12 protein-coding genes, 1 pseudogene and 1 other annotated feature are annotated in these 16,928 nt (G+C 51.1%); of the genes and pseudogenes, 4 read left to right on the top strand and 9 right to left on the bottom strand.

Annotated features, from left to right (window positions below; genetic code table 11):
- Positions 1–58 precede the first annotated feature (58 nt).
- Both rihC and QOS10_RS01700 read right to left on the bottom strand, forming a co-directional pair.
- Positions 59–967, bottom strand: coding sequence for a ribonucleoside hydrolase RihC (gene rihC, locus QOS10_RS01705; protein WP_283593299.1), 909 nt, complete (start codon positions 965–967; stop codon positions 59–61).
- Between the two features lie 80 nt (positions 968–1,047).
- Positions 1,048–2,250, bottom strand: a complete 1,203-nt coding sequence (locus QOS10_RS01700; protein ID WP_283593298.1) for a NupC/NupG family nucleoside CNT transporter — start codon at positions 2,248–2,250, stop codon at positions 1,048–1,050.
- 480 nt (positions 2,251–2,730) lie between these two features.
- On the opposite strand from QOS10_RS01700, the gene QOS10_RS01695 reads away from it, so the two are divergent.
- Positions 2,731–3,720, top strand: a complete 990-nt coding sequence (locus QOS10_RS01695; RefSeq protein ID WP_283593297.1) for an aldo/keto reductase — start codon at positions 2,731–2,733, stop codon at positions 3,718–3,720.
- Between the two features lie 542 nt (positions 3,721–4,262).
- Here the strand turns inward: QOS10_RS01695 and QOS10_RS01690 are convergent.
- From QOS10_RS01690 to QOS10_RS01680, 3 genes are all read right to left on the bottom strand, one after another.
- The gene (locus QOS10_RS01690; RefSeq protein ID WP_283593296.1) at positions 4,263–5,615 is read right to left on the bottom strand and encodes an amino acid permease; all 1,353 of its coding nucleotides are present in this window, start codon (positions 5,613–5,615) and stop codon (positions 4,263–4,265) included.
- Between the two features lie 324 nt (positions 5,616–5,939).
- Positions 5,940–6,683: an amino acid ABC transporter ATP-binding protein gene (locus QOS10_RS01685; RefSeq protein ID WP_283593295.1), complete on the bottom strand. Its 744-nt coding sequence runs from the start codon at positions 6,681–6,683 to the stop codon at positions 5,940–5,942.
- A 1-nt stretch (position 6,684) separates the two neighbouring features.
- Positions 6,685–8,148 (bottom strand): ABC transporter substrate-binding protein/permease, encoded by a 1,464-nt coding sequence (locus QOS10_RS01680; RefSeq protein ID WP_283593294.1) that lies wholly within the window; start codon positions 8,146–8,148, stop codon positions 6,685–6,687.
- 500 nt (positions 8,149–8,648) lie between these two features.
- Positions 8,649–8,886, top strand: a binding site (T-box leader).
- Between the two features lie 70 nt (positions 8,887–8,956).
- Between QOS10_RS01680 and QOS10_RS01675 the strand changes: the two genes are divergently transcribed.
- The gene (locus QOS10_RS01675) at positions 8,957–9,901 is read left to right on the top strand and encodes a ketopantoate reductase family protein (protein WP_283593293.1); all 945 of its coding nucleotides are present in this window, start codon (positions 8,957–8,959) and stop codon (positions 9,899–9,901) included.
- Positions 9,902–9,945: 44 nt separating this feature from the next.
- On the opposite strand, the gene serS is transcribed toward QOS10_RS01675, so the two are convergent.
- Entirely contained in the window at positions 9,946–11,253 is a 1,308-nt protein-coding gene (gene serS, locus QOS10_RS01670) for a serine--tRNA ligase (RefSeq protein WP_283593292.1), read from the bottom strand.
- Positions 11,254–11,583: 330 nt separating this feature from the next.
- Here serS and QOS10_RS01665 point away from each other — a divergent pair.
- Positions 11,584–12,342, top strand: a pseudogene (locus QOS10_RS01665) (NADPH-dependent oxidoreductase).
- 186 nt (positions 12,343–12,528) lie between these two features.
- Here QOS10_RS01665 and QOS10_RS01660 read toward each other — a convergent pair.
- The 3 genes from QOS10_RS01660 to QOS10_RS01650 are packed head-to-tail and all read right to left on the bottom strand — an operon-like array spanning position 12,529 to position 15,301.
- Positions 12,529–13,452, bottom strand: coding sequence for an FAD:protein FMN transferase (locus QOS10_RS01660; RefSeq protein WP_283593291.1), 924 nt, complete (start codon positions 13,450–13,452; stop codon positions 12,529–12,531).
- 5 nt (positions 13,453–13,457) lie between these two features.
- Complete coding sequence (locus tag QOS10_RS01655) at positions 13,458–14,705, bottom strand: NAD(P)H-dependent oxidoreductase (RefSeq protein ID WP_283593290.1); 1,248 nt, start codon at positions 14,703–14,705, stop codon at positions 13,458–13,460.
- Positions 14,705–15,301 carry an NADPH-dependent FMN reductase gene (locus QOS10_RS01650; RefSeq protein WP_283593289.1) on the bottom strand — a complete coding sequence of 199 codons (597 nt, stop codon included), beginning with the start codon at positions 15,299–15,301 and terminating at the stop codon, positions 14,705–14,707. Before QOS10_RS01650 ends, QOS10_RS01655 begins: the two co-directional genes overlap by 1 nt.
- A 216-nt stretch (positions 15,302–15,517) precedes the next feature.
- On the opposite strand from QOS10_RS01650, the gene rlmD reads away from it, so the two are divergent.
- Positions 15,518–16,909 (top strand): 23S rRNA (uracil(1939)-C(5))-methyltransferase RlmD, encoded by a 1,392-nt coding sequence (gene rlmD / locus QOS10_RS01645; RefSeq protein ID WP_408621434.1) that lies wholly within the window; start codon positions 15,518–15,520, stop codon positions 16,907–16,909.
- Positions 16,910–16,928 lie beyond the last annotated feature (19 nt).

Genomic DNA, 16,928 nt, shown 5'->3' with positions numbered 1-16,928 from the left:
AAAAGCCGATAATGGCTTCTGGCACGCTCACTTCGTACTAATCTGAGGCTATTTAGTCTTACTTCATCTTGCTGACTTCTTCTAAGAACCACTTGTTGAAGTATTCAGCATCAATGTCCAGGCAAACCTCCGCGTTGGTCTTGCCATCATGGTAGGCACCACGAATGTCACCAACCGTTGCCCCAATGGCTGGGCCTTCAGTCTGAACATCAACCCACATCTTCTTGGTCGTAAATGCTTCTGGGTGGATCAGGTAGAAGATAGTGTTAACGTCGTGCATTGGGCGACCCTCATCAGTCCCGTCGTTGTAGTGGGTAATCAGGGCGTGGAGCATTTCACCGGTCTTGTTCATTTGGCCAAGCTTCTCAATCGTGTCCTTGGTCAAAAGGGCCTTCAGGGTAACATCCAGGCCCACCATGACGATCGGAATACCAGCGTTGTACATGATCCGGGCAGCATCCGGGTCGGTGAAGACGTTGAATTCTGCGGCACTGGTCATGTTACCGCCGGACATGGAGCCACCCATTGCTACGATCTTCTTAATGTGGCTCTTCACTTCAGGATATTCGCTGAACAGAAGGGCGATGTTGGTGTAGGAACCGGTTGGTACCAGGATAACCTCGTCTTCGGCCATGATGGCATCATGCAGGGCCTCAACCGCCGTCTTCTTAATTGGCTGACCGTAATCGTCGCCGAAGTCATAGCCGGGCATCCCAGATTCGCCATGGATCCGGGCAGCGTCCTCGAACGGCTTGATCAGCGGCTGTTCGGCCCCGGCGGCCACTGGAATATCCTTATCAAAGAAGTGAATAATCTTTAAGGCATTGGCCGTAGTCTTATCAACCGTGACGTTTCCGGCAACCGCCGTTACCAGCTTCAAGTCAATCGATGGGTCATTGATTGCCATTGTCAATGCAGCAGCGTCATCAATTCCTGGGTCAGTGTCCATAATAATCTTAGTAGTCATATTTTATTCCTCCTTGAGAAATGCAAGCGTTTACGGATCTTGGGCTAAAAAAAGCAGCCCTCACAAGCTGCTTTTTAGTTTTACCAAACGAACAGGCCGACAAAGGCAGCTGACAAGAGTGATACCAAAATACCAGACAGCAGCAAGTAACCAATGTTGGAAGCGATGTAGTCGTTATCTTCCTTGTTAGCCAAGCCCTTGAAGGCACCGATAATCATACCTAAAGTACCGAAGTTGGCGAAGGAGGTAACGAAGACCGTCAGAACAGCCTTCAAGTGTTCTGGGTAGTGGTTGATGGAACCAGTAACCTTACCCATAACAACGAATTCGTTAGTAACTAACTTCATACCCATGTCTTGTGCCAAGTCCCATGCTTGGTGAACTGGCAGACCGAGCAGCCAGGAGAATGGGAACATGCAGACACCAAGGATACTTTCCAGTGACAGTGGCTTCCAGAACAGACCCAAGATCTTGTCGATCAGGGCAGCCAATGCAACGAAGGCAACAACGTTAGCGATAATGATCAGAATCAGCTTACCAGCGCCCAGGATAGAGTCACCCAAGAAGCTGAAGAATGGTTCCTTCTTACCGTTATCAGTGTTACCAACCTTTTCGATCGTATCATCTTCAGGGGCAACCTGAACAGGGTTCAACATACTCGTCGCAATCAATGCGTTCATGATGTTGATTGGAACAGCGGTCAGGATGTACTGACCAGGCATCATCAGAATATAGGATCCAAGAATTGAAGCCGTAACACATGACATCGACATCATGGCCAAGGTCAGGTTACGTTCCTTGCTCATCTTCCGAATCTGCATACCAGAAACGGCCAGCACTTCAGTGTTACCTAAGAACATCATTTCAACAGCGAAGAAAGATTCGAACTTAGGCTGACCAGTGATGTATGAGAGTCCACGTCCGATCCACTTGATGATCCATGGTAGGAACCCAATGTAGGTCAAGATGTCGAACAGTGGAACAATCATCAGGATTGGCATCAATGCAGAACAGATGAAGTTCAAATGCTTTGGATTGTACCAGTTACCTAATGCGAAGACCGTACCCTTTGCAGATACGTCAACGATCCAAACGAAACCGTCGGCTGCAGCCTTAACACCGGCACGACCTGCGGCAGACCCCGTCAGGAACCACGCCAGGATAAGGTTAATGACAATCATGATCCCAACTGTCTTCCAGTTAATGGCCTTGCGGTTCTTTGAGAACAGCCAACCAATAGCCAGAAAGACAATCAGACCGATAATATTGATTGCGAGATACATATTTACACCCCTTAATATAAAATACATGCGTTTGCTAGCCCGACTGTTCAAATCGAAAAGAATAATTGCTTTGTTCAGTGAGCTAACTTAAGACATTTTTAGAATATCTTAAATTTTCGTCCCTGTAAAGCACAAATTATTACGTTCTTTGTGAAATGATGACGTTTACAACGTTTAGTAAAGCGCTGTAACGTTTTACTCTCTATATATTCACCAGTCAAAGCCAGTAAAAAATTTATTTCACAAAGATTTTTAATTTCTTGGAAGCGCTAACAAATAGTAACAAAAGAATAGAGAAACAGTGTGCTTTTCAGTAACTATTTCTCCACCCCTGCCAAGGAACCATAATTATACTTGTTTTTTAAGAAATGATCAATATTACATTTAGAAATAGAAATTTCGTTCATTTATTGCATAAAAAAAGATATAATATAACCAACGTCAGAAAGCGCTTTATCAAAATAAGGAGGACACGACGATATGAAAAAATCAAGTTTTGTTAAAATTGGCCACTCCGATGTTCTAGCAACCCCACTTGGTCTTGGAACCAACGCCGTGGGTGGTTATAACCTCTTCCCCAACCTCAAGGACGATGACGGCCGAGCACTTGTCCGGGTGGCCCTGGATAATGGAATCAACCTGCTTGATACAGCCTACGTTTATGGATTGGGCCACTCCGAAGAACTGGTCGGCGAAGTAATGAAGGAGTATGATCGCGACAAGATTATCCTGGCGACTAAGGGGGCGCAGGACTTCTCCAGCGGCAAACAAGTTATCGACAACCGGCCAGAATTCCTGACGGACCAGGTCAACAAGAGTCTGAAGCGCCTGGGAACCGACTACATTGATATTTTCTACATTCACTTCCCCGACCACGATACCCCGAAGGTTGAAGCAGTCGGCGCCCTCCAGAAACTGAAGGAAGCCGGTAAAATCCGGGCAATCGGGATCTCGAACTTTAGCCTGGACCAAATCAAGGAGGCCAACGTGGATGGCTACGTCGATGTCGTGGAGGATGAGTTCAGTCTCCTCCACCAGGATCACCTGACTGAAGGCATGCTGGACTACCTGCATGATCACCAGATCAGCTTTGTTCCTTACTTCCCATTGGCTTCTGGCCTGCTGACGGGCAAGTATGACCACAAGATCGACTTCCCAGCTGACGATATCCGCAGCCAGATTGCCGACTTCACTGAGCCGCGCTTCAGCAAGGTCCTTAAAGCGGTGGATGTTGTCCGGCCAATTGCCAAGACCCACCAGGCAACCGTTGCCCAGGTCGTTCTGGCATGGTACATGCAAAACCCGCTGATTTCCGTAGTTATTCCGGGAGCCAAGCGCGCTGAACAGGTCAAGGCCAACGCCCATGCCCTGGATATCACCTTGACCGACGCGGAATACCGGACAATTGAACAAGCCTTTGATGGTTTCAAGCATACCACCAGCGGTAAATCATTAGCTGATCCGGAATAAGATTTCCCGGGAAATTAAAGAGTGGCGATTGGGCGGCAATCGCCCGTCGCCACCTTCTTGTTTTAAAACCAAAAAACGGAGACAATTTAATGTCTCCGCGCTTCCGCATGGAAAGGATCGGTCACTGTTAATTGTATCAAGATCCGTTATTGTGTCTCTATCTGCAGTTCTTTCGCCTTTTGTGAAGAACCCTTATAGCTTATTATCATTTAGGTTGTAGATATGGCCACTAATTTTTAGCTAACATACTTTTCAAGGAAACTAATGTGTTTCGTCTGGAGTGGGGTGTTGTTAATTATCATGTAAAGTCATTTTAATTAACTAGCTTCAAAGTAGTTTATTATGAGAAGATGTTCGTATCAAAGGGCCGATCTCTTTCCACACCCTTAGTATAGTAGATCGCTCTCAAAAGTTCAATTAAGCCGCGCCACTACGCAATTGGTCACGGTTTCACAAACTAGACATTTAGGGTCTTTTTTACCGTTTGTCACACAATTTTCGAACTCTTTTTGGGTAATTTGAACACCATATTTGGTCAAAATTTAATCTTTATTTTTCGGTAAGAAACCGTAACTAACGGCCAGCAGGGCAAAAATGGCAACCGTGATAATCAGCGGCAGGCGGGTGCTGTCGATAAACAGCAGAATCACCAGCACGGCACCGAAGAAGATGATTGTCAGCCAACTGGTCAGGGGGAAGCCGGGCATCTTGAAGTAGGAGACCCCGGTCGGGTGTTGCTGGCGGTACTTGATGTGCGCCCAGAGGATGATCAGCCAGGTAAAGATGAAGGTGATCGTCGAAATGCTGGCGATCATGTCGAACACGCTCGCCGGCATGATGTAGTTGAGGATTACCGTGATAAAGAGGATCAGTGATGAGAAGGTCAGGGCGTTGTTTGGCACAGCCTTGGCACTCAGTTCACCGAACCGTTGCGGGGCATTGCCACCCCGGGCCAGTGAGTACAGGGACCGGCTGGTACTGAAGATGGCGCTGTTGGTAGCTGACATGGCCGCCGTCAGAACCACGAAGTTCAAGATCCCCGCTGCCCCGGGAACCCTGATGGCCGCAAAGACCTGCACGAAGGGACTGGAGCTGGTCTTGATCTGATACCATGGGTAGATCGCCATCATAGCAATCATCGACCCGATGTAGAAGAGGCCGATCCGCACTGGCAGGGTGTTAATCGCCTTGGGGATATCCTTCTGCGGGTCCTTGGTCTCCCCAGCGGTCAACCCGACCATCTCAATGCCGACGAAGGCAAAGACAACCATTTGGAAGGACATCAAAAAGCCCATTGGACCGGTGGGAAAGAAGCCGCCGTGACTGACCAGGTTGGTCAGGGTGACCGGCCGGCCGGAGACGGAACTGTGGAGGACAAGCATGATCACCCCAACCGCAATCAGGGCTAAGATGGCGATCACCTTGATCATTGAGAACCAGCTTTCCAGTTCACCAAATAAACCGACGTTGACCATGTTGACCAGCATCAGCAGGACCACGATGACCAGCGGTCCCACCCACTGCGGCAGGCTTGGGAACCAGTAACGAAGGTAGATTCCCGTCGCCGTCAGGTCCGCCATTGCCAGAGTCAGCCAGCAGGCCCAGTACATCCACCCGGCCACAAACTCCATCCGGTCACCCAAGTACTCCTTCACGGAATCGATGAAGGAGTGCTTGCTGATGTCGGCCAAAATCAGTTCACCGAGGGCCCGCATCATGAAGAAGCAGAAGATCCCTACTATTAAGTATGAGAGAATAATCGATGGGCCGGCCTTGTGAATCGCAGACCCGGAACCGAGGAATAGTCCGGTCCCAATCGCCCCACCGATGGCAATCATGGTGACGTGGCGACTCTTCAGTGAGCGCTTCAGTTTCTGTTGCTGTTGTTCGTCCATAAAATTCCCTCCTTGGATACATAAAATTAAGCATGACACGAAAAACGCCCCTGGTACACCTTTGTACCAGGGACGTTTTTGCAACGCGGTTCCACCCATCTTCATAGCCCCCAGCCGGGAACTACCTCTGAGTCGATAGAGGAACCACCCTATTTCATCGATCATGCCATGTGGCTGGACCCGCCTTTCAGCAGCTGACGGGTTCTCTGGATCCCAGCCTTTGAAGTTACTGACCATTATACTGATTTCAGCATAAATGTCAAACGATAAGATCAAAATAGCAAAAATAATTCGGTTACCCCGTGAATACAGGGTGAACAGCATTTAGACATTCAGCACCTTGTCCAGGAAGTTCCTGGTGTCCGGGTGCTGTGGATGGTCGAAGATTTCCTCCGGCGTTCCCTGTTCCCTGATTTTGCCATCATGGAAGAAAATCACTCGGTCGGCTACCTGCTTGGCAAAGCCCATCTCGTGGGTGACCACAATCATGGTCATTCCCTGCTTAGCCAGCTGTTTCATAACCTCTAAGACATCACCGACCATCTCAGGGTCAAGGGCACTTGTCGGTTCATCGAAGAGCATCACGTCCGGCTTCATCGCCAGGGCCCGGGCAATCGCTACCCGTTGTTTCTGCCCCCCGGAAAGCGTCTGCGGGTTAACATTGGCCTTTTCCCTCAGCCCAACCAGGTCGAGATAACGCAGGGCCTCCTCTTCGGCCGCTTCCTTAGTGGCCTTGCCCAGCTGAACTGGGGCCAGGGTGATGTTATCCAACACGGACATGTTCGGGAAAAGGTTGAAGTGTTGGAACACCATCCCGATGTTTTCCCGGACTTTATTAATGTTAACCTTCGGGTCGGCGATGTCGTAGCCGTCGACGTAGACGTGCCCGCCGTTTGGCACCTCCAGCCGGTTAAGGCAGCGCAAGAAGGTACTCTTTCCGGAACCGGACGGGCCGATCATGCAGACCACCTCGCTCGGGGCCACATTCAAGTCGATCCCCTGGAGAACTTCGTTGCTGCCGTAGCTCTTATGCAGGTCTTTAACTTGTACTTTGTATCGTTTATCCATATTAAGCCATCCTCTTCTGAATGTAGTTTGATAACCAAGTCAACAGGGTGATGATGATGATGTAGATGGTCCCGATGATCAGCCACATCTTGAACCCTTCCATGTTCTGCGAAATGATGACGGTCCCGGTTTCGGTCAGTTCCATGACCCCAATTGCGGATAGAATCGAGGTATCCTTTAGAGTCATGATGAACTGGTTGACCAGTGATGGCACCATGATCTTCAGTCCTTGCGGTGCGATAACCTTAGTCAGGGTCTTGTGGTAAGGCAGCCCCAGACTCCGGGCTGCTTCCCACTGGCCCGGATCGACGGCTTCAAAACCACCCTTGACGATCGCCCCGATGTAGGCCCCTTCGTCCAGCATCAGGGTGATGACCCCGGCGACGAAGAGTGGCACCTTGTGGCCAATAACATTTGGCACTCCCATGTAGATGAAAAAGGCTAAAACGATCATTGGCAGGCCCCGGAAGATGTAGATGATCACGCTGGATACTGCTTGGGCAAACTTGTTCTGCATAATCCCAAGAACCCCGAGAACCAGGCCGAAGATCATGGCACAGACGATCCCGACAACCGTCAGTTCAACGGTCATCCAGAGGCCCCGCAACAAGGCTTCCCGGTTGGCCCGCAGCAGGCCGAGAATTGTCCGGTCAGCGGTAGCACTCTTGGCGGTCTTGTTGCCTTTGGTGTACTTGTCGATGATCTTCTGCATCCGGCCGGTCTTCTTCATCCATCTGATCCCGGCATTGACCTTCTTTTGCATTGCCAGATTCTTGCCCTTCTGGAAACCGATGGCCACCGGCTGGGCATCGATTGGCTTCTTCGTCACAATCTTCAGTGGTACGCCGGTCTTAATCCCGTATTCGAGGACCGGACCATCATCGAAGGTCGCGGCGGTATTGCCGATCTTGACGTCGTTCCACATCGTGTTGGAGGAATCGAAGTACTTGATCTTATAGCCGTACTTCTGCTGGTTATTCTTCAGGAAAAGGGCGGAACTGGTTCCGGACTTAGCAGAAACGGTTTTGCCTTTCAACTGCTTCAGGGATTTGATATTGCTATCCTTGGCTACCGCCATCTCGACCCCATCCGTGTAGTACGGAACGGAGAAGTCAAACTTCTGCTTCCGCTCATCAGTGACACTCATCCCGGCCATCACGGCGTCCACCTGACCGCCTTCCAGGGCTTGGAGGTCACCGTTGAAGCTCATCGGTTTGAGCCGGTACTTGAAGTGCTCGTGTTTGGCAATTTCCCGAAGCATTTCGATTTCAATCCCCGGGTTCTTGCCGGAATAACCGCCCTTGCTGTCTTGAATTTCAAACGGCTCGAAGGTGTTGTTCGTCGCAATCGTGTACGTCGGCTCAGCAGCGGAGACAGGCTGAGGTTCGACCAGCAGCCACCCAACTGCAACTGCGCAAACCGCAAGCCAGCAGGCAAATATCTTTTTCCAACTTATTCTCCGCATCGTAACCGACTCCTTTTTAATCAAATTTTAACGTTGCTAATACTTTATCATCTCGATAAAAATAATTGAATACTTTTAAGTCAACTATGTGTTTATCCAAGCTGGCAGCGCTTAAATTAATGAAATAAAAAAGAACAACCATTATCTAGCTTAATTAAATTAACCACCAACGCTTAGGTCCACCCTTTTTATAAGAAAATTCTCATTTTTAGGAGTGACAACACCGTACCATGTTTTGTTCAAATTACAAACAACCAATCATGTTGTCTATCTTTCAACTAATTCTTCAGGCCACTCTTCAAAGTGACTCGGAAGACTAATCACGCCTAAGATCTTCTCATTTTTATCATCGATAATAAAGCATCCTAATTTTTAATATTAAGTAAATAGCGATAGTAAATTAACAATTCAAAGCCAGGAAGTTGCTAAATAAAGAAAAATAAAAATGTATTGACAATCACCGCTCGTTACGTTAAATTAAAGCTCAATTAAAAATAAATTAAAACACGTTGACGAGACGAGTAGTTAATGGTGTGGTTGCAGCGAGTCCTTGGCTGATGGAAAAGGATACCTTCCCATTAATGAAAATCACTCTGAGTGCTGAGATGAAATTAAGTAGTCTGCAGTGGGAGTAGCCCATTATCGCTACGGTGTTTAGTTAATAAGACTGAACATTTTAAGGCTAGTAGTGTGAGCTATTAGCGAATTAGGGTGGTACCACGCAGCTGCGTCCTTAGGTTGAGCGATCAATCTGAGGGCGTTTTTATTTTCAGCACTTTGGTGTAAAGATAGAAAGGAAGTAAGGATTATGAAATTTACAGTAGTAGGAGCAGGCGCCATGGGCCTTCGTTTTGGGGTATTGTTGCAAGAAGCTGGGAACGAAGTCGACTTTGTGGAAGGCTGGCAACCGCATTATGAGCAGATGAAGAAACAGGGTGGCGTTTACGTTACCCGGGAACACCAAAATAAGCACCTGGTACCGGTCAACGTTTACACGCCCGAAGAATACACGGCGACGGACGCGGATTTCGTCTTCTTTGAATTAAAGCAGATGCAGTTAGATGAAATGCTGCAGCGGTGCAAGCACTTCTTCAAGGATCAATACGCCCTGACGGCGATGAACGGGATGGGCCACGTGGAGAAGCTTCTCCAGTACTTCCCTAAGGAAAAATTAGTTGCCGGGACCGCCCTCGTAGCAACGATCCTGACAGGACCGGGCGAGGTAGAGTTCGTTGGTCAGCCAGGAATGGGCACGACCAACTGGGCAAATTATATGGAAAAGCCGGACGAAAAGACCAAGCAGTTGATGGCGGAGCTGAAAAAGGCCAATTTCAACCCATCCCTGAAAGATAACTTCATGGGGACATTGATGGCCAAGGTAGTCTTTAACTCCGTTGTCAATACCCTTTGCACCATGTTTGAAATCACAATGGGTGAATATGCTTCGTTCGAAAAGGCGGACGAGTTATCTCGGCAACTAATCGATGAGGCATATGACGTCTGTGAGCGGGCCGGTGTCCAACTTGTCAATAGCCGGGCAGAAGAGCTGGAAAGCGTTAATTACGTTTCCAAGGTTGGAAACCCCCACCACTACCCATCAATGTACCAGGACATGAGTCACAATCGACCAGTCGAAGTCGACTACATCAATGGTTACTTTGTTAAGCTGGGGCGCAAGTACCACTACGAGGCCAAGACCCACAATTTCGTCACCAACCTGGTGCACCTCGCAGAAAAGACACGGGAACATTAAAAAAGAGACCGGAGAAACTTTATTCTCCGGCCTCTTTTAGTAATTTACTTATTCAGCTTGTTACGGAATGGGACCGCGTTTTCTTTGGTAATCTTGGTTACCCCGTGCATGTATGGAACCAGCACTTCTGGAATCGTGACAGAGCCATCTTCGTTTTGGTAGTTTTCCAAAATAGCGGCAACCGTCCGACCAACCGCCAGGCCAGAACCGTTCAGGGTGTGAACGTAATGCAGCTTGCCGTCTTCATCCCGGTATTGGGTGTGCATCCGCCGTGCTTGAAAGTCCAGGCAGTTGGAGCAGGATGATACCTCCCGGTACTTGTTCTGGGCAGGCATCCAGAGCTCAATATCGTGGGTTTCAGAAGCAGTGAAGCTCATGTCACTGGTCGTCAGGGTGATGACGTGGTATGGAATCCCGAGCTTCTTCAAGATGTTCTCGGCGTTGCCCGTCATCTTCTCCAATTCATCCCAAGAGTCCTCTGGCTTGGTGTACTTAACCATTTCGACCTTGTTGAACTGGTGCATCCGGATCAGGCCACGAGTGTCCCGACCAGCGGCCCCGGCTTCAGAACGGAAGCATGGGGTGAGGGCGGTAACGTAGACTGGCAGTTCCTTTTCCGGAATGACTTCGCCCCGGTAGTAGTTGGTCAATGGCACTTCGGCGGTTGGAATCAACGTCATGTCTTCGCCGTTAACCTGGTAAACCCCTTCCTTGAACTTCGGGAACTGACCAGTTCCGTACATGGAATCAGCGTTTACGATGTAAGGCGGCAGTACTTCGGTGTAGCCATCCTTCATGTGTTCATCCAGCATGAAGTTGTAGACGGCCCGTTCCAGCTGGGCACCCAGACCGAGGTAGTAAACGAACCGCGCACCAGAAACCTTGCGTGCCCGGTCAAAGTCCAAAATTCCCAGGTTTTCACCAACGTCCCAGTGGTGCTTGGGCTCGAAATCAAAGTCACGGATCTTGCCGACCTTCCGCAGTTCCACAGCGCCATCTTCGGTCAGGCTGACTGGTACCCCATCGTGCGGAATGTTTGGCAGGTGGGCCATCTTATCATGGAGTTCCTTGTCGTTTGCTTCGACTTCTTGGTCCAGTTCCTTGATCTTGTCACCGAGCTCCCGGGTTTGCTTGATAGCTTCGTCGGCGGATTCGCCGTTCCGCTTGGCCTCACCGATCTTCTTGGAAGCAGCGTTGCGCTGAGCCTTCATGGTTTCAGTCTGTTGCAAAAGATCACGCCGCCTTTGGTCCAGGGCCAATACTTCATCGATCTCTTCGGCCTTGACACCACGGGTTGCCAGCTTTTGCTTGAAGAATTCTGGGTCTTTGCGAATCTTCTTAATATCTAACATGTCATTACCTCCAATAAAAAGAGCCACTCCGTCCTAAATTTTGGGACGAAATGGCTCTTAGTTCCGCGGTACCACCCAAGTTTGGTATTTCTACCACCCTCGTGATGGATAACGGTCATCGGCCGTGCGGCATTACCCGCCCACGTCATTTTCTGCACCGGAGTTTCGACCGGCCGCTCACACCACCCGCGGCTTCTCTGTGTGGTCTACTTGAAATGCATCCGTGTTTCTTATTGCCATTATCATATTACATCTGGTCCCTTTTGGCAACTGCCAACTGCAATTGATTTATGTTATAATGTCACTAACAAAAAGTAAGGAGAACCTATTATGATTCATAATTCAACAATTGATCATCAGCTTAACCACCGCTCTATCCGGGCCTTTACGCCGCAAGCACTCAGCAAGGAGCAACTGACCACCCTGTACGAGGCCGCTCGCCACACCTCCTCCAGTATGTTCATGCAGCAATTCAGTATCCTGCACATTACCGATGAGAAAAAGCGAGCCGCAGTTCGCCAGCTGGGCAAGCAGCCCTACATCGGTCAAAACGGTGAACTGCTGATCTTCCTGGTCGACCTCTACCGCAACCAGAAGATCCGCCAGGCCGCAGGCAAGGACGATGGCCGTCTGCACACTACCGACATCTTCTAGCAGGCCGTCGAGGATACCGTCTTGGCCGTCCAGAATACCCTGGTCGCTGCCGAGAGTATGGGGCTGGGCGGGGTGATCCTCGGTTCCGTCAAGAATGACCCCATAGAACTGATCCGGGTCCTCGACCTGCCGAAGATGACCTTCCCCCTGCTGGGCCTGCAGGTCGGCATTCCGGACCAGGACCCGCAGCTGAAGCCACGCCTGCCTCTCGACACACTGGTAATGGAAAATGATTACCAGCGCGACTTCTCCGCCAACGACCTCAAGGACTACGATCAAGAGGTCACCCAGTACTATGACCTGCGGGACGCCAACCGCCGGATCGATTCCTTCACCAAGCAGATCGCCGGTGCCAAGCTCGATAATCACGATACTACGCGGGATAAATTGAGTGCGGCCCTGCAACAGCAAGGACTGGCGCTCGACTGGCAATAAGATTCCAACTAAAAAAGGGAGTGTGACAGAAGTCGTTTACGACTTCGACACCCCCGCGAGCACAAATAGAGGTCCAGAATTCGGCTTTGCCGGGCTCTGGACCTCTATTTGTGTACCGCGCTGTTCGCTTTTTATCTATGTAGCGGGGCTTATGTCACGGCCCTTTTTTTACATTCTTAAAATAACCTATACTCCAACGTTTTCAACCGACTCATCGTTGTGGATGAAAACGGCCCCGTGGTTGCCTGGCCGGTCCAACCATCCGGGGATCGGCTGACCATTGAAGAAGAGCCGCTTGGCTTCGATCTCGCCCATCACCGACTGGTCGGTAAAGACGGTCACGCTGCTCAGGTCAGTATCGAGCGGGTACCCCGTCCGCGGGTCGATCAGGTGGTGATAACGGCGGCCGTCCTTGATCAGGAACCGTTCGTAGATTCCTGACGTCACTGCAGAGCAGGCCGCCTGACGAACAACCTCCATATTTTCACCGCGGTGAAGCTGGGGATCTTGCACCCCAATCACCCACTGGCCATCATCGCGACGGGGTGACGGACCGACGAAGAGCAGGTTACCACCAAGGTTGATGATCCCCGCGGTAACCCCCTGTTGGCGCCAGAAATCCTTGATCCGGTCAGCGATGTAGCCCTTGGCGATCCCGCCAAGGTCCAGTTCCATCCCAGCCTGCTCAAGGTAGACCGTGCGGGCCTGATCATCGAGCTTCACCTGCCAGGGGTCGGTCAGCTTCAGCCGATCCTTGAGGTCAGCTTCAGCTGGGACGTTGGCCCCCTTAAACCCGATCTTCCAAAGCTTGACCAGGGGGCCGATCAGGGCGTTAAAGCCAAAGTCCTGCCGACTGTACTTCACGGCCAGCTTAACCAGGGCATAGCTGGTCGGCGAGATCGCCACCGGCTTGATCCCCGCTGCATGGTTGACGTCCATCAGCTCCGACTGGTCGCGGTTAACCGTCAGCCGGTCCTCGTACCCATCAATCAGGTCCATCGAGGGCTGGAGGACGGCGGCGGCAGCGTCACCGTAGACCGTCAGCACAATCCGCGTCCCCAAGGCATGGTGGGTCAGCGTATGCTTTTGGTCAATCAATTGATCATCCATGATGACTATTCTTCTTCGGAAGCACCAGTGGTGGCGTCAGCAGCCTCGTCGTCGGCATCGACGCTGCCGGATTCGGAAGCACCAGTGTCCGCGTCGGTCTCTTCAGTCCCTGCTGGTTCGCTGGCTGCTGTAGTAGTTTCCGTACTGTCATCGCTGGACTCTGAAGCGCCGGTTGAAGCATCAGCTACTTCGTTATCGTCGCTAGCTTCGGCAGTGTCTTCGTGCTGGGAAGCCCCGGTGGAGGCGTCCGTGCCGCCCTTATCCCAGGCGCCCTTTTCGAAGAGGTTCAGGATGTACTCAACGCTACCGGTGAATTCGATGGTTCCCAGGTAGTGGCCATCGATGTCCCGCAGAGCATAGTATTGGATCAGGGAACGGTGACCGTTCATCCAGAGTGGCCGGGTAACCACGTCACGCTTGCCGTCACGGAAGCTGTTGATGATGGCCATCACTGCCGGAACGGCCTTTGGCGGGTGGCACTCCGTTACGGGTTCACCCAGGGAAGCCACGTCACGAACGTGTTCCCGGTTGGGCTTATCTGAGTACCAGGCAAAGTGGTCGGTACTATCAATCAGGTCAATTTCAAATGGAATGGTGCTGAAGATCTGTTGAACTTCCTTCAGCGATAAACGACCAGTCGGGAACTTGATGTAAGCCTCGCTGATCCGTGGCTGCTTGATTGGCATTTTGACTTCCTCCTCGTCCGCATTTTCAAAAAGTTGAATGTATTCAATAAAGTGGGTAAAGCACTCTTCCAAGTTGTCCCGCATCTCGGCGTTGATCAGGCGGCCATCCTTGGAGAAGACGTGGGTGGCCCCACCGATCAGGACTTCGTTACCCGGCATCAGGTTGGCATCACAGTCTGGTGAGATCAGGATCTGCCGCATCTGAACTTGAGAACGGGCAGATGCTTGCCGGCCGTAGGAAACCCCCACTACCATAACGGGCTTCTTCTTCAGCACCTTTGTGTGGTAGGAAAGCCACTCCACGGCACTCTTCAGGGCCGCCGGAATCCCGTGGTCGTATTCCGGGGTGGAGAAGATCACCCCATCAGCGGCCTTGACCTTCTGCTTGAGCTTCCAAACCTCGGTCTGCTCCTCGAGAGGAACATCGACACTGAAGGCGGGCAGCTTGCTGATCTCGTAGATCTCGATGTCGGCCATCTGCTTGAAGTGCTTCTTCATTAACTTAAGCAACAGGCGATTGTAAGAAAAGTTGGCGTTGGTCCCAACTAGTGCAAGAATCTTCTTCATTAGTCCTTTGCCGCCTCCTTCTTTGCAGCTTCAGCGGCCCGCTCTTCAACCATCCGGTTAATCGACCAGGCGTAGATCTTAAAGTCGTCGATACACTTATCAAGGAACTTGATCGACATCTCATCGGTGATGTCGCCGTCCTCATCGATCACGTTGGCAACGTCACTCATGAAGAACTCGCTTCCTTGGTATACCTGGGCATTGACCCCAGGTGAGATCAAGATATCCCGCAGCTGAACCTGGGAACGGGAGGAACCCTGCTCGTGGGTTGAAGCCCCGACGATCATGACGGGCTTGTCCTCCAGCGGGTGAACTTCATAGGAGAGCCACTCAATAACACTCTTCAGGGCCGAGGTAATGGAGTGGTTGTATTCGGGGCTGGCAATGATGACGGCATCGGCAGAACCAATTCGCTGGTCGAGGTCTGCGATAACCTTGGGTGCGCGCCCCTTGTAGTTTTCGTTAAACATCGGAACATCACGAATATCAATCACATCAACCTCATCGGTATCCTGGTACTGCTTGGCAATAAATTCCAGCAGCATCCGGTTGTAGGAATGATTGGCGTTTGATCCGGCAATTGCAGCAATCTTCAAAGGTGTCACTTCCTTCATTATTTTATGCAACATTTCACATTTTTATTTTACAATATTTTGGTAAGGATAAAAACTGATTATTAGTAATCTTTTAAATAGTTGAATCATTTTCAACGTTTTGGTTATAAAAGTAAGCTAATTGAACGGGCAGGTGACCAGCACGGCCCGGTGAGTATGCTAAAATAAGGAACACCAAGATAGATCGGAGCAATAACAATGGTACAAAAACACGCTAAACAAGATGTTACAGTCAGTGTGGGGGAACGCTTCCCCCTGACGATCCGGCGGCTGGGCGTTAACGGCCACGGGATCGGCTACTTCAAACACAAGGTCTGCTTCGTCCCCGGGGCTCTGCCGGGAGAGATCGTGGTGGCCGAGGTCACTAGGATCATGCCCCGCTTCCTTGAGGCCAAGATCTACCGTCTGCGCCGGGCCAGCAAGCACCGGGTCACTCCACGCGACCCGTACGCTGACGTGGCCGGGGGCTTCGAACTTGAGAACCTCGCCTACCCAGAACAGCTGAAGTTTAAACGGCAGGTGGTGCTCGACAGTCTGAGCAAGTTCAAGCCCTATGGCTACCACAACTACGACGTTCGGCCGACCATCGCCGCCCCGGCCCAGTATGGCTACCGCAATAAGGCCCAGTTCCAGGTGCGGATGGTGGATGGGCACGTGGCCGCCGGATTGTACAAGCCCGACAGCCACAACCTGGTCGATATGCAGGAGTGTGCCGTTCAAATGCCGCAGACGATGCACGTCATTCGGACGATGGTCAAGCTGATCGAAGAACTCAATATCCCCGTCTACGATGAGGAACACAACAGTGGAATCATCAAGACCCTGGTCGTCCGGGAATCCTGGACCACCGGTGAACTGCAGCTGACGATCATCACCAACACCCCCAAGCTGATCCATAAGCACCAGCTCCTCGCTGCCATCAAGGAACTGCTTCCTGAGGTAGTCTCGGTCATGCAGAACGTCAACCCGGGTGACACCCCGCTCGTCTGGGGGGACCAGACAATTCACCTGGCCGGGGCAGAAACGATCACCGAGAGCCTGATGGGCCTGGACTTCAAGCTCTCTGCCCGCTCCTTCCTCCAGCTGAACCCGGCCCAAACTGAAGTTCTGTACGAGGAGGCGGCCAAGGCCCTGGAGCTCGCCCCCGATGACACCCTGATCGATGCCTATGCCGGGATCGGCACTATCGGCCTGTCCCTGGCTGCTCGGGTCAAGAACGTGCGGGGGATGGAGATCATCCCCGAGGCAGTGGCCGACGCCAACGAAAATGCCCGCCTCAACGGGATTACCAACGCCCACTACGAGGTTGGCAAGGCGGAAGAGATCCTGCCGAAGTGGCAAAATGAGGGTCTTTCCTTTGACGCCCTGGTCGTTGATCCGCCGCGGGCTGGCCTGGATGATAACCTGATCAAGGCAATCCTCAAGACGAAGCCGCGGAAGTTCGCCTACGTTTCCTGCGGCATGGCTTCACTAGCCCGCAACCTCCGCCGGCTGACCAGCGTCTACCACGTTGACTACATCCAGCCAATCGATATGATGCCACAGACTGCCCGCTGCGAGGCGGTTGTAAAGTTATCGCTACGGAAGTAAAAAATAACATCGTCCCCGG

The sequence above is a fragment of the Limosilactobacillus galli genome (assembly GCF_947381495.1).
GTDB classification, from domain to species: domain Bacteria; phylum Bacillota; class Bacilli; order Lactobacillales; family Lactobacillaceae; genus Limosilactobacillus; species Limosilactobacillus galli.
The sequence above is the reverse complement of the archived record's forward strand: the minus strand, read 5'-3'. Positions and strand labels throughout refer to the sequence as shown.

What these genes read in the sequence shown, in the direction of transcription:
- rihC (WP_283593299.1), bottom strand. Translation starts at nt 967, where the DNA reads ATGACTACTAAGATTATTATGGACACTGACCCAGGAATTGATGACGCT.
- QOS10_RS01700 (WP_283593298.1), bottom strand. Translation starts at nt 2,250, where the DNA reads ATGTATCTCGCAATCAATATTATCGGTCTGATTGTCTTTCTGGCTATT.
- QOS10_RS01695 (WP_283593297.1), top strand. Translation starts at nt 2,731, where the DNA reads ATGAAAAAATCAAGTTTTGTTAAAATTGGCCACTCCGATGTTCTAGCA.
- QOS10_RS01690 (WP_283593296.1), bottom strand. Translation starts at nt 5,615, where the DNA reads ATGGACGAACAACAGCAACAGAAACTGAAGCGCTCACTGAAGAGTCGC.
- QOS10_RS01685 (WP_283593295.1), bottom strand. Translation starts at nt 6,683, where the DNA reads ATGGATAAACGATACAAAGTACAAGTTAAAGACCTGCATAAGAGCTAC.
- QOS10_RS01680 (WP_283593294.1), bottom strand. Translation starts at nt 8,148, where the DNA reads ATGCGGAGAATAAGTTGGAAAAAGATATTTGCCTGCTGGCTTGCGGTT.
- QOS10_RS01675 (WP_283593293.1), top strand. Translation starts at nt 8,957, where the DNA reads ATGAAATTTACAGTAGTAGGAGCAGGCGCCATGGGCCTTCGTTTTGGG.
- serS (WP_283593292.1), bottom strand. Translation starts at nt 11,253, where the DNA reads ATGTTAGATATTAAGAAGATTCGCAAAGACCCAGAATTCTTCAAGCAA.
- QOS10_RS01660 (WP_283593291.1), bottom strand. Translation starts at nt 13,452, where the DNA reads ATGGATGATCAATTGATTGACCAAAAGCATACGCTGACCCACCATGCC.
- QOS10_RS01655 (WP_283593290.1), bottom strand. Translation starts at nt 14,705, where the DNA reads ATGAAGAAGATTCTTGCACTAGTTGGGACCAACGCCAACTTTTCTTAC.
- rlmD (WP_408621434.1), top strand. Translation starts at nt 15,518, where the DNA reads ATGGTACAAAAACACGCTAAACAAGATGTTACAGTCAGTGTGGGGGAA.